This window comes from Comamonas terrigena NBRC 13299 (genome assembly GCF_006740045.1).
Classification (GTDB): domain Bacteria; phylum Pseudomonadota; class Gammaproteobacteria; order Burkholderiales; family Burkholderiaceae_C; genus Comamonas; species Comamonas terrigena.
Genome location: NZ_AP019749.1, coordinates 1714107 through 1735328 on the forward strand (window position 1 = coordinate 1714107; position 21222 = coordinate 1735328).

The following is a 21222-nucleotide window of genomic DNA, read 5'->3' on the forward strand; positions in this document are numbered from 1 at the left end:
AGGTCTGCTTCAGCGTTGCAAACGCGATTCTCAATATGTCGTTACTCAGTCAAGCCTGGGTGGCGAGCGGGGAGGGCGCAGCCCAGTCAGGCGTGGTTCGCTAATTTCCCGTTGCAGGCCGCTGTGATGGCTGCGCGAACACACTGCCTGTGCCCGCCACGGTGACGTCCGCCTGGGGCGGGATTGGTTCACCGCACGATCAGGACCGGCATCTTGGCCAGGCGCAGCACCTTGCAGGCCACGGAGCCCAGCAGCACGGCTTCGGCGGCCGTCCACCCGTGGGAGCCGATGCAGATACCCAGGCTGTCCAGTGATTCGGCCAGTTCCACGATGGCGGCGGCATCCTCTCCCATCAGCACATGCAGTTGCCAGGGCGTGGCGGATGCTTGCAGCAACTGGCGCGCCTGGGCGGTGGCGGCCCAGCCGCGCCGTGCCAGTTCGCACTCTGCGGCTTCCTTGCTCAGCCAGGGCTGGACGTTCACCAGATCCAGCACATCCCCTTGCCCCATCGCCACCAGGTGCGCGGCGGCGGTCACCGCGCGCAGAGAGCACGCGGAACCGTCCACGGCCACCAGCCAGCGCGTGCTGGTGGTGGCGGCGCGGGTCTGGCCGCCGAACCAGGCCAGGGATGTCAGCCTGCCCAGGTTGTCGCGCCGCTCCAGATCCGGTGCCGGCATACAGGACGGGACAGAGGCCGAGATGGTGGCCGGTGTGGCTGCATCGCTCATACAAGCCCCTTGGACGGTTTGCGGGCGGAGAGCTTCACGCTGAGCCACACGGAGACCAGCACGATCGATCCCACAATCGCCAGCGACCAGTGCGCCGGCATATGGAACCAGGGCATGGCCAGCATCTTGCCCCCGATGTAGATCAGCACCAGGGCCAGGCCGTACTTCAGCAGATAAAAGCGCTCCGCCATGTCTGCCAGCAGAAAGTACAAGGCCCGCAAACCCAGTATCGCGAAGATGTTGGAGGTGAAGACAATGAAGGGGTCGGTGGTCACCGCAAAGATGGCCGGGATGCTGTCGACGGCAAAGACCAGATCACTGGCCTCGATCATCAGCAGCACCAGGAACATGGGCGTTGCATGGCGCACCCCGTCGATACGCACGAAGAACGCCTGGCCGTGAAAGCCCGTAGCCACCCGCATGTGGCTGCGCAACCAGCGCAGCAGGGGGTTCTGTTCCAGATCGGGCTGGTGCCCGTGCATGAACAGCATCTTGCCCCCGGTGACGACCAGCAGCAGCCCGAACAGATAGAGCACCCAGGCAAACTCGGATACCAGCCAGATGCCTCCCAGAATCATGATGGCGCGCATGGCGATGGCGCCCACCACGCCGTACAGCAGCACCCGGCGCTGCAGCTCCGCCGGGACGGCGAAGTAGGTGAAGATCATCACGAATACAAACATGTTGTCGACCGACAGCGCCTGTTCGATCAGGTAGCCGGTAAAGAACTCCAGCGCCTTGCGGTTGGCGATGTCGCGGCCGGCCGTGGCATCCAGATACCACCACAGCAGAACGCCGAATGTGGTGGCCAGCGTCATCCAGGTGACGGTCCAGCCTGCGGCCTCCCGCACCGACACCTTGTGTGCCTTGTTGCCGCCCAGCACGAACAGGTCCAGGGCCAGCATGGCGCACACAAAGGTGATGAAGCCGATCCACATCGGGCCGGTGGCCAGGGTGTCAATGGTGTGCATGCCAAGGCTCCAGGCGGGGTGTGCCGTTTATGCGGTGTATGTCGTCAGGGCCGCTTTGGCCGGGATGCCCGGGCGGGCCGGGTGCGCTCATGGCGGTCGCGCCCCGGCCGCAGGCGCGGACAGGGTCAGCTGGAGGCCATCCACAAGGCGACCAGGCCCGCGCCGGCGCCAACGCCTGCGGGAATGCCAAAGCGTTCCAGCCTGGTGGCAGCTTCCCCCGCAATCACCTCCACGGGCACGCTGGTGCGCGCCAGCACCTGGTTGGTCACCGAGTTTTCGACCAGGCGCACCAGCGCGCTCTTGCGCGCCGTGCTCATCACAATGCCGTCACAGCCCAGCCGGCGCGCGGTGTCCACAATGCAGTCCACGGTGTTGCCGACTTCCGTGTGCACGGTGTAGGGAATGGCCGCCGCATCCAGCAGCTGCCGGGTGCCGGCCAGCGCGGATGCGGCCTGCTCCTGGTGGAACTCCATCAGGTCGCCCCTGCTGGCGTAATCGGTGAAAAGCTGCGGAAAGGGTGGCTGCACGTTCAGCAGGTGGATGTCCAGGCTGGGCTGCGTCTGGTACTGCTGGATCACATGGCGCACGGCGTAGTGCGCATTGGCGGAGCCATCGGACGGGACAAGAACTTTCAGCATGGTCTTTCTCCTGGCAGTTGCACGGTGTGTGCCACAGCGGATGGCGGTGCATGCCTGCGCCATGGCCGCATGGGTCCTGGGTTCGCAGCGGGTGGGGCGGGCCGCTGCCCGGCATCCTTCCCAGGTATCCCTCCCCGTTCTTCCCCTTGGTGTTTCCCTGCATGCGATGTCCCCAACGATAGCCATGCAGCCGGTTTGTAGAAGCAGATAATCAGGAAGCCACAGCTCTGAAAAACCGAACCATGGGTCCAGGCTTCAGTTACCGGCACCTCTACTATTTCTGGGTAGTCGCCAAGGAAGGCGGCATGGCCCGTGCTGCGGAACGCCTGGGCATGGCGGTGCAGACCGTCAGCACCCAGGTGCGCGAGCTGGAACGGTCCCTGGGCTATGCCCTGCTCAAGCCCGCCGGGCGGGGGCTGGTGCTGACGGATGCGGGGCTGGCCGCGATGCGGCAGGCCGAGCAGATCTTTCAGCTGGGCGAGCAACTGCCTGCGGTGGTGCACGATGCCGTGGGTACGCCGACGGTGCGCCTGGTGGTAGGCATTGCCGACGAACTGCCCAAGCTGGCGGTGCGCAGCCTGATGCAGCCCGTGATGCAGGAACCCCATCTGCGGCTGCTGTGCCTGGTGGACGAGTTTGCGGATCTGCTGGGGGACCTGGCGCTGCACCGGCTGGATGTGGTGTTGGCAGACCGCGCTGCCCCGCCCAACCCCAATCTAAAGGTTTACAGCCACCTGCTGTGCGCGTCACCCATCTCTTGGTATGCGCCGGCCTCGCTCTACGCCGCAGCCCGGCGGGGCTTTCCGCAGTCGCTGGCCAAGGTGCCGGTGCTGCTGCCCACCACCCACGCCGCGGTGCGCGCCAGGCTGGACCAGTGGTTTGAGCGCGAAGGCATACAGCCCCATGTGACCGGAGAGTTCGAGGACAGCGCCTTGCTCAAGACCTTTGGCGCGGCGGGCATGGGCGTCTTTCCCATGGCAAGCCTGGTGCACGACGAACTGACGACCCGCTACGGCGTGAAGCGCCTGGGCGATTGCGCGGGGGTGGAGGAGCAGTTCTTTGCGATCGGCGCCAGCCGCAAGCTGCTGCACCCGCTGGTGCAAAAGCTGTTTCCCGCTGGGGGTTAGCTCGGCCTTGCCAGTGGCTCAAGCCACTGGCCGTGAGCCACTCCCACCGCGTGCCTCAATGTGCAGAGGGCGTGCCCCAGTTCAGTTCCATGGCCTGCGCCACCAAGGCAGAGCCTGCGCGCAGCGGCTCCGGCTGTCCCACCGGGGCAAAACCATGTGATCGGTACAACTGCATGGCCGGGGAGTCTGCGACCGTTACCCCCAGTCGGACACGCTGTGCTCCCCGGCTTTTGGCCCAGGCCAGAGCATGGTCCAGCAAGGCCCGTCCGGCTCCCAGGCCACGGGCAGTGGGCGCCACCCACATCTGGTAGATATCGGCCACGCCAGGCTCTGCGACGGACAGCTTGCACCAGACCAGGCCACACACCGTCCCCCCATTGACGGCAAAAAGTGCCCGGTCCGTATCGCTTGCGGCTGCCGCTGCCATCCGCGTGGACCAATGCTCATCCGCCTGCGTTGCTTCCGCCGCCCAGCTGCTGCCAAAGGCATCGGGGGCATCCTGCAGCGCTTGCAGACGGATATCCCGGTACTTCTGCCATTCATGCGGGGCGATGGGACGAACGGAAATCAAGGTGCATCCTTGGCTGCTGGTGGTCGGCAGCCATTCTCACATCTCATTGCAGCGGGTTCAAACGGCAGGGGGCGAAAGTCGGGAAGCTTTGTATCCGGTTACCTCAAAACGTGCATTGATGGGAGCAATGACTGCAAAGCAGCGGGTGCCGCCATCCGCGGTCGAAAGCCGGGATCACGGTCTGGGACATGAAGCCGACATCGGTACGCCTGTTGCAGCGCCGAGAACGATGACCGCTGACCAGGGTGAAGCAGTCATTCAGCCGGTCTGGCCGGTACTCGGCGCACCAACCCCCTAGGAATGTCTGTTGCCCGTGCGGCCGAAATGGCGCTCTCGGCCAGAAGCGGAATTTCGAACTACTTGTTTCACTCTAAGTGAGATAGTTCCTCTTCAATATCCCTTTGCAACTGGCGCGGTGAAACGATTACCCCCTGCATTGTTGGCGTTGGGAATACTGCCGCAAGCATGCCGTCCTTTTCCATACCGGGAAGCCAACGACTCAAGAAATGGTGAATCTCAATGCTCGCTGGGGAATTTCCTGCCCACTCGCTACCTGCGCAAGCAGTTGCATAATCGGGATGTGGCCAAAAAGGGGACACAAGATTTCCACTGTTGTCTGAGGCTGTCACCCATCCATCTTCATTTCTCAGTCCCCACACAAATTCCCAGTCGGATACTCGACCGATGAAATGTCGATAACGCTGATGACTAGCAAGTGCCGATATAGCTTGGAACTGTTGCCGATTGAGTGAATAAGACTTTTCCATATGGGAATTGGCGCTGGATTAGTGAGGCATTCTGTCACCAAGTTACAGCCGGAGGTCTAGTCGTTCTAGAAATGATGAATTGACGGTAGCACCGATGCGTAGGACTGCTGTGGGTCGATCAAGGTCATCGGAGAGTGTTGGCCGACCGGCCGGGGGGCATCCCTTATAGTGCCGCCGATGACGAATCGACTGCAAGACGAAGTACTCCGACTGTTCCCGCCGCCGCTGCCGGACGGGAGCGTGCGGGCGCTTTGCATCGAGCTGGCCGGCCCGGCCGACTGGAGTTCGCTCGGGGCGCTGTGGCGCGGCGTTCAGGCCGAGCTGGACCTGCCGGCGCCGGGCATTGCCATCAATGGACGCCACGGCTATCAGCTGTGGTTCTCTACGGCCGTGCCAGTTGCTGCGACCGAGGCCGAGTCCTTCGCCGCGGCGCTACGCCGGCGCTGGCTGGCTCAAGCGGCCCCGCAACGCGTCCGCGTGCTGACGGCCAATCTCGAGGTCATCCTGCCCCCGCAGCAGGTGGCCGTCGAGCAATGGGCCGCCTTCGTGGCCCCAGACCTCGCCCCGGTGTTCGAGGACACGCCCTGGCTCGATGTGGAGCCCGGCGCGGAAGGACAGGCGGATCTGCTGGCCCGGCAGCAGACGATCCTGCTCGATGCCTGGCAGGAGGCGATGCGACGGCTCGGCGCGGCGCCTGTACCCGCGCAGCCCGGCGCGCCTGCTGTGACAACCGCACCGCTCGTCAGCCAAGAGAGCGATCCGCACGCCTTCCTGCTGCGTGTGATGAATGATCCGCATGTGGATATGTCGCTGCGCATCGAGGCCGCCAAGGCGTTGCTCTCAAATTGAAATGTGCCTCTGGGGGCGATGCTCCAGAACCCGCCGGAGCAGTTTCCAGCCCGACTGACCAGTAATTCGCCCGCGCACCACCAGCCACTGATCGCCGTGCACCCGCTCTCGGAAGCAAACCAGTCATAGGAGCAGCCAGCCGTCGAATGCCCGGTGACAGCCTCCGCAGTCGTTCAGCGGGTCACCCGCGTCTGACTCAGACCAGCCTAAGCCCGCCGCTAGCGCGGATGCTTTAGACAGCTGCAGGCAGGCAACTGTTTTCCGTTGATGCATGCCCGCCTATACCCATAATCACGGCATGACTGCAATACGAATGTCCCGGCCAAATGACGGCGCGCGCGCCGTGGAAATTTGGCGTGATGCTGTGGATGCGACCCATGACTTTTTGACCCGCGAAGACCGGGTGGCGCTGGATGCCATGGTCTGCGGTTTTCTGCTCAGCGCCCCGCTGTGGCTGGCGGTGGACGGGAACGACCGGCCGCTGGCGTTCATGCTGATCGACAACGGCCACATGGAAGCGTTGTTTGTGGACCCTGCTGTCAGAGGCCAAGGCATTGGCGCAGCGCTGGTGCGCCACGGGCTGGCGCTGCATGCCGGCATGACCACTGATGTCAACGAGCAGAACGCTCAGGCGGTAGGCTTTTACGAAAGCATGGGTTTTCAGCGCACAGGCCGTTCTGCGCTGGATGGGCAAGGGCGTCCTTACCCGCTGATCCATCTGCAACACGGTACGCCGGGGGCTGAAGGGCGGTAAGGGCCGCCAGGGGGCGGGCGGCGCACAGCGCCCGACTGCTGCCCCTTTGTCTCACCAACAGACTCTGCATTCAGACGCGCCGAGAGCACGCATCGACCGGGTGGCTCGCCATGGGGTGGTCCGCTGTTTACCTGCTTTGAAAGTTGCCGGCAGCCCTGGCACACGGGCCGCTACGCCGGTCAGCCGGGCTTGGCTCCCGGGAAGTGCTCTGCGTCACTTGTCGGCAAAGACAAACACCGGTTCGTAGGTGATGGGGAAGTTCACCGAGCGGGCGATGAAGCAGACTTCGTGAATGCGGCCATGGATGGCGTGGGCCACGTCCACATTGCTGCCTGGTTGCAGCGTGATCTTTGGGTGCAGCGTGGCACTGGCAAACCTGCCGGCACCGCCTGGGCCCAGTTCTGCGATCCCCACCGGCGTGTCCTGGTAGTCCAGCACCACCACCCCGTCCACGGCGGCATAGTGCAGGTACCACAGCATGTGGCAGGCGGCCAGCGCAGACAGCAACAGATCTTCGGGGTTCATCTTGGCGGGATCGCCGCCCAGCAGGGGGTCGTTGGAGCAATGGATGACCGGCTTGCCTTCGATCGCGATGTCCCAGGTGCGGTCATAGGAGCGGTAGCCGGAGGTGCCTTCTCCACGGTTGCCGGTCCACACAATGTGCGATTGGTACTGGTGCGTCATGGTTTTTTTGCTGCTGAGTTCTTGCTGCTGAAGAGGGCTTGTATTTTGCCCATGCTGCAAGACGGTTCCCGAAGGTCCGCCGCCCAGGGCTTCCACGGTCGGCATGGTGGCCTGTGGCGGCGGAGGGGCGAGCCAGTGAGAGGTGAGACCACGCTGTCCCTGCATGGCTCGCCTGCTCGCCAACTGCCGGCCACCGTCACACCAGCACCGCTGCTTACGCCGCCTGTGCGGCCAACCGGGGATCGGAGCGCAGGCTGCGGGCGGCGGCCACCATGTGCTGCAGTGCCGGAATCACTTCGGCCCACTGGCGCGTTTTCAGCCCGCAGTCGGGGTTGACCCACAGGCGCTCGGCGGGGATGCGCTCTGCCGCCTTGTGCATCAGGCTGACGATGTGCTGCTGGGTGGGGATGTTGGGCGAGTGGATGTCATACACCCCGGGGCCGATCTCGTTGGGGTACTGGAAGTGTTCGAAGGCGTCCAGCAGTTCCATGTCCGAGCGTGAGGTCTCGATGGTGATCACGTCCGCATCCATGTCCGCAATCGAGGCCATGATGTCGTTGAACTCCGAATAGCACATGTGGGTGTGGATCTGGGTGGTATCCGCCACGCCGTTGGCCGTGATGCGGAAGGACTCCACCGCCCAGTGCAGATAGTGCTGCCACTGGGATTTGCGCAGCGGCAGGCCTTCGCGCAGTGCGGCCTCGTCGATCTGGATGATCTGCACGCCGGCCCGCTCCAGGTCCAGCACTTCCTCGCGGATGGCCAGGGCCAGCTGGTAGCAGGAATCGGCGCGGGGCTGGTCATCCCGGACAAAGGACCAGTTCAGGATGGTGACCGGGCCGGTCAGCATGCCTTTCATGGGGCGCGCGGTGAGCGACTGGGCATAGCGTATCCATTCCACCGTCATGGCGCGGGGGCGGCTGATGTCGCCAAACAGAATGGGCGGCTTGACGCAGCGCGAGCCATAGGACTGCACCCAGCCGAACTGGCTGAAGGCATAGCCGTCAAGCTGTTCACCGAAGTATTCGACCATGTCGTTGCGTTCGGCCTCGCCGTGCACCAGCACGTCCAGACCCAGGGCCTCCTGTTCACGGACGCTGCGTTCGATCTCGGCGCGCATCGCCGCCTGGTAGCTGGCGCTGTCCAGCCGTCCGGCCTTGAAGGCGCTGCGGGCCTGGCGGATTTCTGCCGTCTGCGGGAAGGAACCGATGGTGGTGGTGGGGAAGGCCGGCAGCTTCAGCAGCGCCGCCTGCTTGGCGGCACGCACGCTGTAGGCACTTTGGCGTTGGCCCAGTTGGGCGCTGATGCGGGCCACGGCGGCACGCACGGCCGGGTTGTGCACGCGCGGCGAGGTGCGGCGGGCGGCCAGTGCGGCGGCGTTGTCTGCCAGTTCGGCACTGACGGCAGCGCGGCCTTGCGTGAGCGCCTGGCCCAGCACGCGCAATTCGCCCAGCTTCTGCAGCGCATAGGCCAGCCAGGATTTGACGTCGGCATCCAGCTTGTGCTCGCTGTTCAGGTCCACGGGCACATGCAGCAGGGAGCAGCTGGGGGCAATCCACAGGCGATCGCCCAGGCGTTCGGCCAATGGCTCCAGCCAGTCCAGTACCGACGCCAGGTCCGTCTTCCAGATGTTGCGGCCATTGATCACGCCCAGCGACAGCACCTTGTGCGGGGGCAGCAGGCCCAGCAGTTGCTGTACATCGTCGCGGCCGGTGGTGACATCGATGTGCAGGCCGGCCACGGGCAGGTTGGCGGCCAGGTATTTGTTGTCGCCCAGTTCGCCAAAATAGGTGGCCAGCAGAATCTTGAGGCGGCTGGCCTTCAGGTGGTGGTAGGCCAGGTTGAAGGCGTGCTGCCAGTCGGCGTCCAGCTCGGTCACCAGCACGGGCTCGTCGATCTGCACCCATTGCACGCCCTGTGCAGCCAGCGTCTCCAGCAGCTCGGCATAGACCGGAAGCAGGCGCTGCAGCAGGTCCAGCTTGTTGCTGTTGTCCTTGGCCTTGCCGATGGACAGGTAGGTGATGGGGCCGATGATGACGGGCTTGGCGTTCACGTTCTGTGCCCGGGCTTCGGCAAGCTGTTCCAGCAGGCGCCAGGCGTCCAGCTGAAAGGTGGTGGCGGCCGTGAACTCCGGCACGATGTAGTGGTAGTTGGTGTCGAACCACTTGGTCATCTCTCCGGCGGCCACGCCGCCGCAGCACAGGGCATGCGCTTCCATACCCTGGACGGAACGGCCCCGGGCCACGCGGAAGTAGTTGTCCAGCGGGTCGCCATGGAAGTCCTGCACCCGCTCGGGCAGGTTGCCCAGGGTGAAGCTCATGTCCAGCACCTGGTCGTAGAAGGCGAAGTCGCCCACGGGGACCAGGTCCAGGCCTTGCTGGCCCAGTGGCGTGCGCGCAGTTCGGCGCCCAGCTGTTTCAGTGCATCGCGGGAGGATTCGCCTTTCCAGTAGGACTCCAGCGCGAACTTGAGTTCACGCTGGGCGCCGATGCGCGGAAAGCCGAGGTTGTGGATGGTGGTCATGGAATGCTGCTCCTGTCGTCAAGCGTTGTGCGTTCAAGCAATGGGGCGAATGCTAGAGACCGATATCCATGAAGTAAAATGGTTAAATCTCACATATCCATGAGTTGTATTCATTCATGCTGGAGCGCATCCATCTCGCCATCCTCCAAGAGGTTGAAAAACAAGGCTCTTTGACCGCAGCGGCCGATGTGCTGTGCGTCACGCAGTCGGCGCTGAGCCACAGTATGAAAAAGCTCGAAGGCCAGCTGGGCACCGATATCTGGCTGCGCGAAGGCCGCAGCCTGCGGCTGACGCAGGCCGGGCAGTACCTGCTGGCCGTGGCCAATCGCGTGCTGCCGCAGCTGGACCTGGCCGAAGCCCGGCTCAAGCAGTTCGCCCAGGGAGAGCGGGGGGCGCTGCGCATCGGTATGGAATGCCACCCCTGCTACCAGTGGCTGCTGAAGATCGCCTCGCCCTATCTGGCGGCCTGGCCCGATGTGGAAGTGGACGTGAAACAGAAGTTCCAGTTTGGCGGCATTGGCGCGCTGTTCGGCTACGAGATCGACCTGCTGGTCACGCCGGACCCGCTGTACAAGCCGGGCCTGGAGTTTGTGCCGGTGTTCGATTACGAGCAGGTGCTGGTGGTCTCCAGCCAGCACCCGCTGGCGCAGGCGGACTATGTGCTGCCCCGGCAACTGGGCAGCGAGGTGCTGATCACCTACCCGGTGGCCACCGACCGGCTGGACATCTACAACCAGTTTCTGCTGCCCGCAGGCATTGCGCCGCGCCGGCACAAGACCATTGAGACCACCGACATCATGCTGCAGATGGTGGCCAGCGGCCGGGGCGTGGCGGCGCTGCCGCGCTGGCTGGCGCTGGAGTACGCCGGCAAGATGCCGGTGGTGCCCGTGCGCCTGGGCAAGAAAGGCATTGCCAAGCAGATCCACCTGGGCGCGCGCGAGGCGGACATGGACATCGACTACCTGCAGGCCTTTATTGCGCTGGCGCGCGAGCCGTTCAGCGCGGTCTGAGCGTCAGCGGTGCCTTACTGGTATTTCTGCTCCAGCCCGTCCCAGAAGTCCTTGTTCACCAGACGCTGGCGTTCCAGGAAGGGGGCCACGATGGCGGGGTCTTCATCCACCTGGTGCGCATCGCGCAGCACGGTCAGGCATTTCTGCATGCCGGCCACGGCGCCTTGCAGGGCGGCGTTGGCGTAGAGCACAAAGCCAAAGCCCAGCTGGCCCAGCGCATCGGCATTGAACAGCGGGGTCTTGCCGCCGATGACCATGTTCATCAGCTGCGGGGCGTGCAGGCGCTGGGGCAGGGCGCGCACTTCTTCGGCGCGGGTGACGGCTTCGACAAACAGGATGTCGGCACCGGCTTCCTCAAACGCCTGGGCGCGTTCGATGGCAGCTTCAAAGCCGTGCACGGCTGCGGCGTCGGTGCGGGCCATGATGAGGGTGCCGCTGTCGCGGCGGGCGTCGACGGCGGCCTTGATCTTGCCCAGCATCTCGCTGGTCTCGATCACCTGCTTGCCGTTGAAGTGGCCGCAGCGCTTGGGCGAGACCTGGTCTTCCAGCTGGATGCAGTCGGCCCCGGCACGCTCCAGGGTGCGCACGGCGTGGTAGGTGTTGACGGCATTGCCAAAGCCGGTGTCGGCGTCCACCAGCAGCGGCACTTCCACCGCGTCGCGGATGCGGGCGGTGTGGTCGGCAATGTCGCTCAGGCCCATGAAGCCCTGGTCGGGCATGCCGAACCACATATTGGTGACACCGGCGCCCGTGACGTAAATGGCTTCAAAGCCCAGGTCGGCAATGAGCCGGGCCGACAGGGCGTTGAAGGCGCCGGGCACCAGGACGCCGCGGCGGGCCAGGGCCAGGGCTGCGAGTTGTTGCTTGGGGTTCATGTGTATATGGGTTCCGGTGGTTGCTTCGGCGCCCGCTTTGTCCGGGGTTGTTGCGGTTGCTTCTGCGTTGACTGGGTACGGTGGGGTGTGCCGGTCCGGGCCGCCGGGCCGGTGGCGCGAGGGATCTTGGGATCGGTTGTGCAGCGCGGTTTCAGCGGGCGTTCAGTACGTCACCCGGCACGCGCACCCAGCCTTCCATCAGGATGCGGGCGCTGCGGCTCATCAAGGCCTTGGTGACCTGCCAGCTGCCGTTGGTGCATTGCGCCTCGGCGCCCACGCGCAGCGTGCCGCTGGGGTGGCCAAAGCGCACGGCGTTGCGTGCGCCGCCGCCTGCCGCCTGGTTGACCAGGGTGCCGGGCACGGCGGCGGCCGTGGCAATGGCAACGGCTGCGGTGCCCATCATGGCGTGGTGCAGCTTGCCCATGGACAGGGCGCGTACGAGCAGGTTGATGTCGCTGGCGGCAATGGCTTTGCCGCTGGATGCCGTGTAGCTTTGTGCAGGGGCCACCAGCGCAATCTTGGGGGTGTGCTGGCGCGTGGCGGCGTCTTCCAGGCGCTGGATCAGGCCCATGCGCAGGGCGCCGTGGGCACGGATGGTCTCAAACCGGGCCAGTGCGGCGGGGTCGTTGTTGATGGCGTCCTGCAGCTCGCAGCCGGTGTAGCCCAGGTCTGCGGCGTTGAGAAAGATGGTGGGGATGCCGGCGTTGATCAGGGTGGCGGCCAGGCGGCCCACGCCGGGGACATCCAGGCTGTCGACCAGATGGCCGGTGGGGAACATGGCGCCGCCGCTGTCTGCGCCATCGTTCGCACCTTCATCCGCAGGGTCCAGAAACTCCAGCGCCACCTCGGCCGCGGGGAAGGTCACCCCGTCCAGGGTAAAGCCGCCGGTTTCCTGCACCTGGCCGTCCGTGATGGGCACATAGGCCACGATGGTCTTGCCGATGTTCGCCTGCCAGATGCGGATGGTGGCCATGCCCTGGTGCGGAATCCGGGCCTGGTCGATCAGGCCCATGTGGATGGCGCAGGGGCCGACGGCGGCGCTCAGGTTGCCGCAGTTGCCGCTCCAGTCCACAAAGGCCTGGTCGATGGCCACCTGGCCAAACAGATAGTCCACATCGTGGTCCGGGTGGCTGCTGGGGCTGAGGATCACGGCCTTGCTGGTGGAGGAGGAGGCATTGCCCATGCCATCGATCTGTTTGCCATAGGGGTCGGGGCTGCCCAGCGTGCGCAGCAGGATGGCATCGCGCACGGGGCCGGGTTGTTGGGCGGCTTCGGGCAGGTCCTGCAGGCGGAAGAACACGCCCTTGCTGGTGCCGCCGCGCAGGTAGGTGGCGGGAATACGGATCTGCGGCGCAAACCGCTGTGGGTCACGGGGACTGTCCGGCAGGGTGCCGCTGGTGCTGTCGTTCATGCTGTGGTTCATGGTGTCTCTGGCGCGGTGTCTCGGTAGTGCTGTGCTTATACGGCGGCGGCAGCTTCCCGTTGGCGGGTGTTTTCGGCAAGGAAGTCCTGGGCAAAGCGCTGCAGCACCCCGCCGGCTTCGTAGATGCTGACTTCTTCTGCTGTATCGAGGCGGCAGGTCACCGGTACCTCGGTGCGTGCGCCGGTGGTGCGGTGGATGTGCAGTGTCAGCTGCGCACGCGGCTGGCGCTGGCCCAGCACATCAAAGGTCTCCGTACCGTCCAGCCCCAGGGTGTGGCGGGTGGTGCCGGGCAGGAACTCCAGCGGCAGCACCCCCATGCCGATCAGGTTGGTGCGGTGGATGCGCTCAAAGCCTTCGGCCACGATCGCTTCCACCCCTGCCAGGCGCACGCCCTTGGCGGCCCAGTCGCGGCTGGAGCCCTGGCCGTAGTCGGCCCCCGCAATGATGAGCAGCGGTTGCCGGCGCTGCATATAGGTTTCGATCGCCTCCCACATGCGCATGGTTGTGCCCTCGGGCTCGACCCGCGCGAGCGACCCCTGGCGGACCTTGCCCGCCGCGTCCAGCACCATTTCGTTGAACAGCTTGGGGTTGGCGAAGGTGGCGCGCTGGGCCGTCAGGTGGTCGCCACGGTGGGTGGCATAGGAGTTGAAGTCTTCCTCGGGCAGGCCCATGGCGTGCAGGTACTCCCCGGCGGCCGAGTCCAGCAGGATGGCGTTGGAGGGCGAGAGGTGGTCGGTGGTGATGTTGTCCGGCAGGATGGCCAGCGGCCGCATGCCACGCAGCGTGCGCGCACCGGCCAGCGCGCCTTCCCAGTACGGCGGGCGGCGGATGTAGGTGGATTGCGGGCGCCAGTTATAGAGCGCTGCTTCCCGGGCCCCGTGATCGGGCTGGATGGCAAACATGGGTTCGTACACCGCACGGAACTGCTCGGGCCGGACGGCGGCCTTGGCCACGGCGTCGATTTCGGCATCGCTGGGCCAGATGTCCTTGAGGCGGATCTCGCGCCCCTGGAACACGCCGAGCACATCGTTTTCGATATCGAAGCGGATGGTGCCCGCAATGGCATAGGCCACCACCAGCGGGGGCGACGCCAGAAAGGCCTGCCGTGCTTGGGGGTGGATGCGGCCGTCGAAGTTGCGGTTGCCCGAGAGCACGGCGGTGGTGTAGAGGTCGCGGTCGATGATCTCCTGCTGGATGGCGGGTTCCAGCGCGCCGCTCATGCCGTTGCAGGTGGTGCAGGCAAACGCCACCACGCCGAAGCCCAGCGCTTCCAGGTCATGCAGCAGGCCGGCCTGCTGCAGGTACAGCGGCACGGTCTTGGAGCCAGGGGCCAGCGAGGTCTTGACCCAGGGCTTGCGTGCCAGCCCCAGATTGCGCGCATTGCGCGCCAGCAGGCCGGCGGCGATCACATTGCGCGGGTTGCTGGTGTTGGTGCAGCTGGTGATGGCGGCAATGATGACCGCGCCGTCGGGCATCTGGCCTTCGGTCTGCGTCCAGGGCCCGGCAATGCCTTGGGCCGCCAGGTCGGTGGTGGCCAGGCGCGCATGCGGGTTGGACGGGCCGGCGATGTTGCGCACCACGCTGGACAGGTCAAAGTGCAGGGTGCGTTCGTATTCGGCGTGCGCCAGGGTATCGGCCCAGAGGCCGGCCTGCCTGGCATAGGTTTCGACCAGCTGCACCTGGGCCGGTTCGCGGCCGGTCAGGCGCAGGTAGTCGATGGTCTGCTCGTCGATGGCGAACATGGCGGCGGTGGCTCCGTACTCGGGCGCCATGTTGGAGATGGTGGCGCGGTCGCCAATGGTCAGGCTGCGTGCGCCTGCGCCAAAGAATTCCAGGTAGGCGCCCACCACTTTCTGCTGGCGCAGGAACTGCGTCAGGGCCAGCACCACGTCGGTGGCGGTGACGCCGCCGGGGCGCTGGCCGGTGAGTTGCACGCCAACGATCTCGGGCAGGCGCATCCAGGAGGCGCGGCCCAGCATCACGTTCTCTGCCTCCAGCCCGCCCACGCCCACGGCGATCACGCCCAGGGCATCCACATGGGGGGTGTGGCTGTCGGTGCCCACCAGGGTGTCGGGGTAGGCTTCGCCATTGACGGCGTGGACCACGGGGCTCATCCGCTCCAGATTGATCTGGTGCATGATGCCGTTGCCCGGGGGGATCACTTCGACGTTCTGGAACGCGCGCTTGCACCAGTCGATGAAGTGAAAGCGGTCCTCGTTGCGGCGGTCTTCGATGGCGCGGTTTCTGGCGAAGGCCTGCGGGTCATCGCCCCCGCATTCCACGGCCAGCGAGTGGTCCACGATGAGCTGCACGGGCACCACCGGATTCACGGCCGCCGGATCACCCCCTTGCGCCGCAATCGCGTCGCGCAGACCGGCCAGGTCCACCAGCGCGGTCTGGCCCAGGATGTCATGGCAGACCACACGGGCCGGGAACCAGGGAAAGTCGCGCTGGCGCTGGCGGTGGACGATCTGTCCCAGGCATTCGGTGAGGATGGCCGGGTCGCAGCGGCGCACCAGATTTTCGGCATGCACGCGGCTGGTGTAGGGCAGGGTGGCCCAGGCGCCGGGGCGGATGGCTTCCACGGCGGCCTGCGCGTCAAAGTAATGCAGTGCGGTGCCGGGCAGCGGTTGGCGGTAGGGGTTGGGGCTTTGGGGCGTGCTCATTTTTTTGGGTCTGGTGGCAGCGTTCACAGCGCGGTACTCGGGAGCGGCTGCGGCTCTGGTTGTTGCTGCGTGGGTGGCTGTGGCGGCAGCTGTGGGGTGGGGATGTGCGGAAAGACCGAAGCCGGGAGCGGCGCAGTGCCGGGTGGCCGACCGAAGGCCTGGCCCCATGGCGCACCACCTGCGTGACCTTGCGCCAGCCGCAGCCGGGCTTGCGCCACGGCGTGCAGCTGGCGGGTCAGCACGGTGCTGGCGGCATGGGGCTGGCGCTCCAGCTGGGCCAGGTGAGCGGCCAGCAGGCTGCACAGCTGCTGGGCTTCCAGCACCTGGGCGGGCGTGAGCTGTGTCACGCGCATGCCGCGCCGGGGCACGGCAGTCAGCAGGCCTTCCTGGCACAGCAGCTTCATGGCTTCCCGCACGGGGGTGCGGCTCACACCAAACTCCTGGGCCAGCGCGCCGTCGTTGATGTCGCTGCCGGGCGGGATCTGGTGGCTCAGAATGCGCTCGCGCAGTTTGCCGGCAATGGCGATGCACAACGAATGGGGCTGGATGGTCTGGGAGGTCATGGTGTGCGCGCAGGGTGCAGGGCTTATCGTCGTTCGTCGATGGGGACAAACTGCAGATCGTCCGGGCCGGTGTAGTGGGCGCTGGGGCGGATGATCTTGTTGTCCTGGCGCTGCTCGATGATGTGGGCCGCCCAGCCGCTGGTGCGGGCAATCACGAACAGCGGGGTGAACATGGCGGTGGGCACTCCCATCATGTGGTAGCTGACGGCGCTGAACCAGTCGAGGTTGGGGAACATGTTCTTCACCTCCCACATCACCGATTCCAGGCGCGCGGCGATGTCGTACATCTTGGTGCTGCCCGCTTCTTCGGAGAGCCGTTGGGCCACGCCCTTGATGACCACATTGCGCGGGTCGCTCACGGTGTAGACGGGGTGGCCGAAGCCGATCACCACTTCCTTGGCTTCCACGCGGCGGCGGATGTCGCCTTCGGCTTCATCGGCGTTGTCGTAGCGCTTCTGGATTTCAAAGGCGACTTCGTTCGCTCCGCCATGTTTGGGGCCGCGCAGCGCGCCGATGGCGCCGGTGATGGCCGAATACATGTCACTGCCGGTGCCTGCCACCACGCGGGCCGTGAAGGTGGAGGCATTGAATTCATGCTCGGCATACAGATTGAGCGAGGTGTGCATGGCGCGCACCCAGCTCTCGGAAGGGCTGGTGCCGTGCAGCAGGTGCAGGAAGTGGCCGCCGATGGAGTCGTCGTCGGTCTCCACCTCGATGCGGCGGCCCGAATTGCTGAAGTGGTACCAGTACAACAGCATGCTGCCCAGTGAGGCCATCAGGCGGTCGGCAATGTCGCGTGCGCCGGGCAGGTTGTGGTCGTCCTTCTCGGGCAGGGCGCAGCCCAGCGCCGAGACACCGGTGCGCATCACATCCATGGGGTGGCTGGCGGCGGGCAATTGCTCCAGTGCCAGTTTCACGCTGGTGGGCAGGCCGCGCAGTGCCTTGAGCCGGGTCTTGTAGGCCTTGAGTTCGGAGCGCGTGGGCAGCTTGCCGTGCACCAGCAGGTGGGCGATTTCCTCAAACTCGCAGACTTCGGCAATGTCCAGAATGTCATAGCCACGGTAGTGCAGATCGTTGCCGGTCTTGCCCACCGTGCACAGCGCCGTGTTGCCGGCGGTCACGCCGGCGAGGGCCACGGACTTCTTGGGTTTGAACGCGGCTGGGGCAGCCGCAGCGGCGGGTGGGGTGGGGATGGGGGCCACGGTGCTCATGCAGGTCTCCTGAAATATGGGGCAGGCAGATCCAGTGCTGGGGGCCGGCTGTGATCTGCCATACTTCGCAATCTACGCATTTGCTTGACACGGTGGTAGGCCTGAATTGGCGAATCATTGCGAAGCAAAGTGCGAAATTTTGCGAATCTTGCGAAGTCCACGAAGTTAGACCATCTGCCAAGGCCGATGGACTGCAGGACCAGCACACGGAGACAGGAACCATGGCCAAGACCTTCATGGGCGTGCGGCTGCGCAGCCTGCGCGCCGAACGCGGCATGACGCAGGCGGCGCTGGCCCAGGCGCTGGGGCTGTCGCCGAGCTATCTGAACCAGATCGAACAGGATCAGCGACCGCTGACGGTGGCCGTGCTGCTGAAGATCCACAAGGTGCTGGGGGTGGATATCCAGCAGTTCTCGGAAGACGAAGAAGCCCGGTTGCTGGCCCAGCTGCGCGATGCGTTGGCGGCCATGCCCCAGCCCACGGTGGCTGTGCCCCTGCCCGAGCTGCGCGAAGTCGCCACCCGGCTGCCACAGCTGGCGCAGGCGCTGCTGGCCATGCACCAGCGCCATGTGGCTGATGTCGAGCGGTTGGAAGCGCTGACGGCCCGCCTGGGCGATGGTCGCGCCGAATTAGCAGAAGGGGGCGGCAGCACCAGCGCGCTGCTGGCCGAGCCGCCACGCCAGATGCCGTTTGAAGCGGTGCGTGATTTCTTCTTTGCCCACCGTAACCACTTTGATGCGCTGGACCGTGCGGCCGAAACCCTGGCCACCCAGGCCAGGGAGCAGACCAGCGCGCAGGGCGGCAGCCTGCAGGAATGGCTGCAGTTCCGGCTGCAGGCCAGGCACCAGGTGCTGGTGCTGCGCGGCAGCCAGGGCGGGGCGCACAGCCACCGCCGCTTTGATGCCGCCACACGCACCCTCTACGTTGCGCCGCAGCTGCGCCCGGCCCAGCAGGCTTTTCAGCTGGCCACGCAACTGGCGCTGCTGGAGTTTGATGCGCTGATCGAGGACGCGCTGAAGTCCACCCTCTGGCAGGACGATGCCACGCGGCGCCTGGCCCGCATGGGCCTGGCCAACTATGTGGCCGGAGCCTTTGTGCTGCCGTATGGCGAATTTCTGCAGGCTGCCGAAAGCCTGCAGTACGACGTGGACCTGCTGGCCCGCCGCTTTGGGGTGGGGTTCGAGACGGTGTGCCACCGGCTTTCCACCTTGCAGCGGGCGGAGGCGCCGGGTGTGCCGTTCTTCTTCATCCGGGTGGACCGGGCCGGCAATATCAGCAAGCGCCAGTCGGCCACGCATTTCCACTTCTCCAAGACTGGGGGCACCTGCCCGTTGTGGGTGGTGTACGAGGCCTTCACCCAGCCGGGCCGCATCGTGCCCCAGCTGGCCAGCATGCCCGACGGGCGGGTCTACCTCTGGATTGCCCGCACCATCAGCCGGGCAGGGCACGGCTGGGGGGCGCCAGGCAAGACCTTTTCCATCGGCATGGGCTGCGACCTGCAGCATGCGGCGCGGCTGGTGTATTCCAAGGGCCTGGATCTGCGCAATCTGGACGCGGCGACCCCCATCGGCATGGGCTGCAAGGTCTGCGAGCGCAATGCCTGCCCGCAACGGGCCTTCCCCTTTGTGGGCAAGCCGCTGCGCGTGAACGAACATGAAAGCGGGTTTGTGCCGTACGGCTGACCCGCGACCAGCTATTCCCGGGGCCGTTGTTGGCGGTGCGACGCAGCGATAGCAGGACGATGGCGGCGGCGGAGGCAGGGTTACTGCCGGTTGCGCGCATCTGCACTGCTGCCGTGATCGCAGCCCAGCTTGCAAAGAGGTCGCAGGGAGGCCGTAGGCGCGGCCTCTTTATCATCGGCCTGCCGCCAGTTTTTTTGGCGATGGAAATGCCTGATGTCACGACTGCTGCGGCTGACCACAGCCTTGTTCTCCACCACCATGTTGCTGCCCTGGGGCGCGCACGCCGAGGAGTTCCCGGCCGACTGGCACGCCGCCACCTTGCGCGGCACCCTGCAATTCGAGATGGCTTCGCGCCACACCGGCGCCCGCTATGTCATTCAGGTGGGTTTGCCGCACGCACCGGCACCTGTCGGCGGCTATCCGGTGCTGTGGATGCTGGACGGCAATGCAAGCTATCCGCTGACCAGCTTTGTCCGGCCCCATGCGGATGACACCCGCCAGGGAAGCCGCCGCGAAGCGCCGCGCACATCCCGTCCGGCCGGTGTGATTGTGGCCATTGCCTCCGCAAACGACAGCCCTTTCGATGTCGACGGCCGTGCCCGCGACTACACCCCGGTGCCCGATGCGGCAACCGGCGATCGCCTGTCCCCCCGCTTTGGCGGCGCTGCCGCATTCCGCCAGTTCCTGGTTGAAGAACTGCGCCCACGGATCGCCCAGCAATTTCCTCTGAACTCACTGGCGAACACGCTGTTCGGGTTCTCGTACGGCGGGCTCTTCACGGTCGATACCTTGCTCACGGATTCCCGCCATTTCCAGCGCTACTGGGCGGCCAGCCCTTCACTCTGGTTCAGCGATGCACTGCTGGCACGCAGACTGGCAAGCAGCGCGCAGATCAACGCCGGGGCTGGGACCAAGGTGGTGCTGACGGTCGGGGAGGACGAGCAATACCCTGCGACTCCGGTGCCCGCCGCACGCCAGGAGCACCTGAACCAGCGCGCCATCGTCGACCATGTGCGCAGGGCTGGGGCCGCACTGGCTGCCGCCAACCCGGATGCCAGCGTGACCACCGTGGTGGCGCGCGACCACGACCATTTCGACATGCTGATGCACGGGACCCGCAGGGTGGTGGAGTTCGCTTTTGCGTCCTGAAGGGGGAGTGGTTCTCCAATCCCGCTTTTCAGCAAGGCTGGGTGGGATCAGCTGAACACAAACACCCGGGCGCACAGGTAATCCACCAGGGCCCGGACCTTGGGGGCGACATGCCTGCCCGCAGGCCACAGGATGTGGAAGACCCCTTCGCGCTGCGCCTGCCCGGGCATGACGCGCACCAGCCGGCCGTCGGCCAGCGGTTCGCGGATGGCAAAGTCCGGAAGGCAGGCAATGCCGCGCCCCTGCAGGGCGAAGCAGGCGCGGGTCTCGATGTTGTTGCAGACCATGGAGACCGGGACCGTGGGGGGCTCGCCGTCCGCCCCCGGCGGAAGCGGCCACGCCTCCAGCTTGCCGCTGTGGGGCCAGCGGAAATGCAGGCAGCGGTGGGACTGCAGGTCCTGCACATTGCGCGGCGTGCCGTGTGCGGCCAGGTACTCCGGCGACGCGACCAGCACCATCTGGAAATGGCCGAGCTTGCGTGCCGTCAGCCGGGAATCGGCAGGCTCGCCGGTGCGGACCACGGCATCGAAACCTTCATCGATCACGTCGACCAGGCGGTCTGAAAAATCCAGGTCCAGCTGGATCTCCGGATACTCCCGCATGAAATCGGCTAGCACTGGCAGAACCAGGGTGCTGACCAGCGGCAGGCTGACACGCAGCCGCCCCCGTGGGGCCGACGAGGCCTGGGACAGTTCCGTCTGGGCCGCTTCGATCTCGGCCAGGATGCGCCGGCTGCGCTCCAGCAGCAGCAGGCCTTCGGCCGTGGGGGTGATGCTGCGGGTGCTGCGATGGAACAGGCGCACGCCCAGCTTCTCTTCCAAGCGTGCCACGCTTTTGCCCACGGCGGAAGCGGAGACCCCCAGCAGGCGGCCGGCCGCGACGAAGCTGCGGGTTTCGGCGACCTGGACAAACACCACGAATGCGTTGAGGCTGTCCATGTGTTCCGGCCTTCGTCTCTGGGTGCATCTATCGATGCGTTGCTGCGAGTGCCGCTGCATGCACTGCTGGATTGCGGACATATATGTCCTGGA

18 protein-coding genes and 1 pseudogene are annotated in these 21222 nt (G+C 65.7%); 6 read left to right on the forward strand and 13 right to left on the reverse strand.

Annotated features, from left to right (window positions below; genetic code table 11):
* Nucleotides 1-188: 188 nt before the first annotated feature.
* The 3 genes from CT3_RS07910 to CT3_RS07920 all read right to left on the reverse strand — a co-directional run bounded on the left by CT3_RS07910 (nucleotide 189) and on the right by CT3_RS07920 (nucleotide 2337).
* Nucleotides 189-728: a universal stress protein gene (locus tag CT3_RS07910; protein WP_066535270.1), complete on the reverse strand. Its 540-nt coding sequence runs from the start codon at nucleotides 726-728 to the stop codon at nucleotides 189-191.
* Nucleotides 725-1699 (reverse strand): TerC family protein, encoded by a 975-nt coding sequence (locus tag CT3_RS07915; protein WP_066535267.1) that lies wholly within the window; start codon nucleotides 1697-1699, stop codon nucleotides 725-727. Before CT3_RS07915 ends, CT3_RS07910 begins: the two co-directional genes overlap by 4 nt.
* A 125-nt stretch (nucleotides 1700-1824) precedes the next feature.
* Nucleotides 1825-2337, reverse strand: coding sequence for a universal stress protein (locus tag CT3_RS07920; RefSeq protein ID WP_066535264.1), 513 nt, complete (start codon nucleotides 2335-2337; stop codon nucleotides 1825-1827).
* A 242-nt stretch (nucleotides 2338-2579) separates the two neighbouring features.
* Here CT3_RS07920 and CT3_RS07925 point away from each other — a divergent pair, with 242 nt between their 5' ends.
* Nucleotides 2580-3464: a LysR family transcriptional regulator gene (locus CT3_RS07925; protein WP_066535261.1), complete on the forward strand. Its 885-nt coding sequence runs from the start codon at nucleotides 2580-2582 to the stop codon at nucleotides 3462-3464.
* 55 nt (nucleotides 3465-3519) lie between these two features.
* On the opposite strand, the gene CT3_RS07930 is transcribed toward CT3_RS07925, so the two are convergent.
* Together CT3_RS07930 and CT3_RS07935 are read right to left on the reverse strand one after the other, a co-directional pair.
* Nucleotides 3520-4035, reverse strand: coding sequence for a GNAT family N-acetyltransferase (locus CT3_RS07930; protein WP_066535258.1), 516 nt, complete (start codon nucleotides 4033-4035; stop codon nucleotides 3520-3522).
* 365 nt (nucleotides 4036-4400) lie between these two features.
* Nucleotides 4401-4802 (reverse strand): DUF2750 domain-containing protein, encoded by a 402-nt coding sequence (locus tag CT3_RS07935; protein ID WP_083520384.1) that lies wholly within the window; start codon nucleotides 4800-4802, stop codon nucleotides 4401-4403.
* 177 nt (nucleotides 4803-4979) lie between these two features.
* Here CT3_RS07935 and CT3_RS07940 point away from each other — a divergent pair, with 177 nt between their 5' ends.
* Nucleotides 4980-5651, forward strand: a complete 672-nt coding sequence (locus tag CT3_RS07940; protein WP_066535255.1) for a hypothetical protein — start codon at nucleotides 4980-4982, stop codon at nucleotides 5649-5651.
* Between the two features lie 298 nt (nucleotides 5652-5949).
* A complete protein-coding gene (locus CT3_RS07945; protein ID WP_066535247.1) occupies nucleotides 5950-6405 on the forward strand; it encodes an acetyltransferase in 456 nt (151 codons plus the stop codon).
* 213 nt (nucleotides 6406-6618) lie between these two features.
* Here the strand turns inward: CT3_RS07945 and CT3_RS07950 are convergent, their stop codons facing one another.
* Together CT3_RS07950 and metE are read right to left on the reverse strand one after the other, a co-directional pair.
* A complete protein-coding gene (locus tag CT3_RS07950) occupies nucleotides 6619-7089 on the reverse strand; it encodes an OsmC family protein (protein WP_066535245.1) in 471 nt (156 codons plus the stop codon).
* Between the two features lie 214 nt (nucleotides 7090-7303).
* Nucleotides 7304-9612 (reverse strand): annotated as a pseudogene (metE, locus tag CT3_RS07955) (5-methyltetrahydropteroyltriglutamate--homocysteine S-methyltransferase).
* Between the two features lie 116 nt (nucleotides 9613-9728).
* Between metE and CT3_RS07960 the strand changes: the two are divergent.
* Nucleotides 9729-10622: a LysR family transcriptional regulator gene (locus tag CT3_RS07960; protein ID WP_066535243.1), complete on the forward strand. Its 894-nt coding sequence runs from the start codon at nucleotides 9729-9731 to the stop codon at nucleotides 10620-10622.
* A 14-nt stretch (nucleotides 10623-10636) separates the two neighbouring features.
* Here CT3_RS07960 and CT3_RS07965 read toward each other — a convergent pair whose 3' ends face one another.
* The 5 genes from CT3_RS07965 to prpC all read right to left on the reverse strand — a co-directional run bounded on the left by CT3_RS07965 (nucleotide 10637) and on the right by prpC (nucleotide 17360).
* Nucleotides 10637-11497 (reverse strand): isocitrate lyase/PEP mutase family protein, encoded by an 861-nt coding sequence (locus CT3_RS07965; protein ID WP_066535240.1) that lies wholly within the window; start codon nucleotides 11495-11497, stop codon nucleotides 10637-10639.
* 151 nt (nucleotides 11498-11648) lie between these two features.
* A complete protein-coding gene (gene prpF, locus CT3_RS07970; protein WP_066536147.1) occupies nucleotides 11649-12908 on the reverse strand; it encodes a 2-methylaconitate cis-trans isomerase PrpF in 1260 nt (419 codons plus the stop codon).
* Between the two features lie 47 nt (nucleotides 12909-12955).
* Nucleotides 12956-15586 carry a Fe/S-dependent 2-methylisocitrate dehydratase AcnD gene (acnD, locus tag CT3_RS07975; RefSeq protein WP_066535237.1) on the reverse strand — a complete coding sequence of 877 codons (2631 nt, stop codon included), beginning with the start codon at nucleotides 15584-15586 and terminating at the stop codon, nucleotides 12956-12958.
* A 23-nt stretch (nucleotides 15587-15609) separates the two neighbouring features.
* On the reverse strand, nucleotides 15610-16149 hold the full coding sequence (locus CT3_RS07980; RefSeq protein ID WP_083520383.1) for a GntR family transcriptional regulator: 540 nt from the start codon (nucleotides 16147-16149) through the stop codon (nucleotides 15610-15612).
* 23 nt (nucleotides 16150-16172) lie between these two features.
* Complete coding sequence (prpC, locus tag CT3_RS07985; RefSeq protein WP_066535228.1) at nucleotides 16173-17360, reverse strand: bifunctional 2-methylcitrate synthase/citrate synthase; 1188 nt, start codon at nucleotides 17358-17360, stop codon at nucleotides 16173-16175.
* Nucleotides 17361-17581: 221 nt separating this feature from the next.
* Between prpC and CT3_RS07990 the strand changes: the two genes are divergently transcribed.
* Nucleotides 17582-19042, forward strand: coding sequence for a short-chain fatty acyl-CoA regulator family protein (locus CT3_RS07990; RefSeq protein ID WP_066535226.1), 1461 nt, complete (start codon nucleotides 17582-17584; stop codon nucleotides 19040-19042).
* A 213-nt stretch (nucleotides 19043-19255) separates the two neighbouring features.
* Entirely contained in the window at nucleotides 19256-20191 is a 936-nt protein-coding gene (locus CT3_RS07995; RefSeq protein WP_066535225.1) for an alpha/beta hydrolase, read from the forward strand.
* 47 nt (nucleotides 20192-20238) lie between these two features.
* Here CT3_RS07995 and CT3_RS08000 read toward each other — a convergent pair whose 3' ends face one another.
* A complete protein-coding gene (locus CT3_RS08000) occupies nucleotides 20239-21129 on the reverse strand; it encodes a LysR family transcriptional regulator (protein ID WP_066535224.1) in 891 nt (296 codons plus the stop codon).
* Nucleotides 21130-21222: the final 93 nt, after the last annotated feature.

Coding starts and splice junctions, on each gene's coding strand:
- CT3_RS07910 (WP_066535270.1), bottom strand. CDS start 728: ATGAGCGATGCAGCCACACCGGCCACCATCTCGGCCTCTGTCCCGTCC.
- CT3_RS07915 (WP_066535267.1), bottom strand. CDS start 1,699: ATGCACACCATTGACACCCTGGCCACCGGCCCGATGTGGATCGGCTTC.
- CT3_RS07920 (WP_066535264.1), bottom strand. CDS start 2,337: ATGCTGAAAGTTCTTGTCCCGTCCGATGGCTCCGCCAATGCGCACTAC.
- CT3_RS07925 (WP_066535261.1), top strand. CDS start 2,580: ATGGGTCCAGGCTTCAGTTACCGGCACCTCTACTATTTCTGGGTAGTC.
- CT3_RS07935 (WP_083520384.1), bottom strand. CDS start 4,802: ATGGAAAAGTCTTATTCACTCAATCGGCAACAGTTCCAAGCTATATCG.
- CT3_RS07940 (WP_066535255.1), top strand. CDS start 4,980: ATGACGAATCGACTGCAAGACGAAGTACTCCGACTGTTCCCGCCGCCG.
- CT3_RS07945 (WP_066535247.1), top strand. CDS start 5,950: ATGACTGCAATACGAATGTCCCGGCCAAATGACGGCGCGCGCGCCGTG.
- CT3_RS07950 (WP_066535245.1), bottom strand. CDS start 7,089: ATGACGCACCAGTACCAATCGCACATTGTGTGGACCGGCAACCGTGGA.
- CT3_RS07960 (WP_066535243.1), top strand. CDS start 9,729: ATGCTGGAGCGCATCCATCTCGCCATCCTCCAAGAGGTTGAAAAACAA.
- CT3_RS07965 (WP_066535240.1), bottom strand. CDS start 11,497: ATGAACCCCAAGCAACAACTCGCAGCCCTGGCCCTGGCCCGCCGCGGC.
- prpF (WP_066536147.1), bottom strand. CDS start 12,908: ATGAACGACAGCACCAGCGGCACCCTGCCGGACAGTCCCCGTGACCCA.
- acnD (WP_066535237.1), bottom strand. CDS start 15,586: ATGAGCACGCCCCAAAGCCCCAACCCCTACCGCCAACCGCTGCCCGGC.
- CT3_RS07980 (WP_083520383.1), bottom strand. CDS start 16,149: ATGACCTCCCAGACCATCCAGCCCCATTCGTTGTGCATCGCCATTGCC.
- prpC (WP_066535228.1), bottom strand. CDS start 17,360: ATGAGCACCGTGGCCCCCATCCCCACCCCACCCGCCGCTGCGGCTGCC.
- CT3_RS07990 (WP_066535226.1), top strand. CDS start 17,582: ATGGCCAAGACCTTCATGGGCGTGCGGCTGCGCAGCCTGCGCGCCGAA.
- CT3_RS07995 (WP_066535225.1), top strand. CDS start 19,256: ATGTCACGACTGCTGCGGCTGACCACAGCCTTGTTCTCCACCACCATG.
- CT3_RS08000 (WP_066535224.1), bottom strand. CDS start 21,129: ATGGACAGCCTCAACGCATTCGTGGTGTTTGTCCAGGTCGCCGAAACC.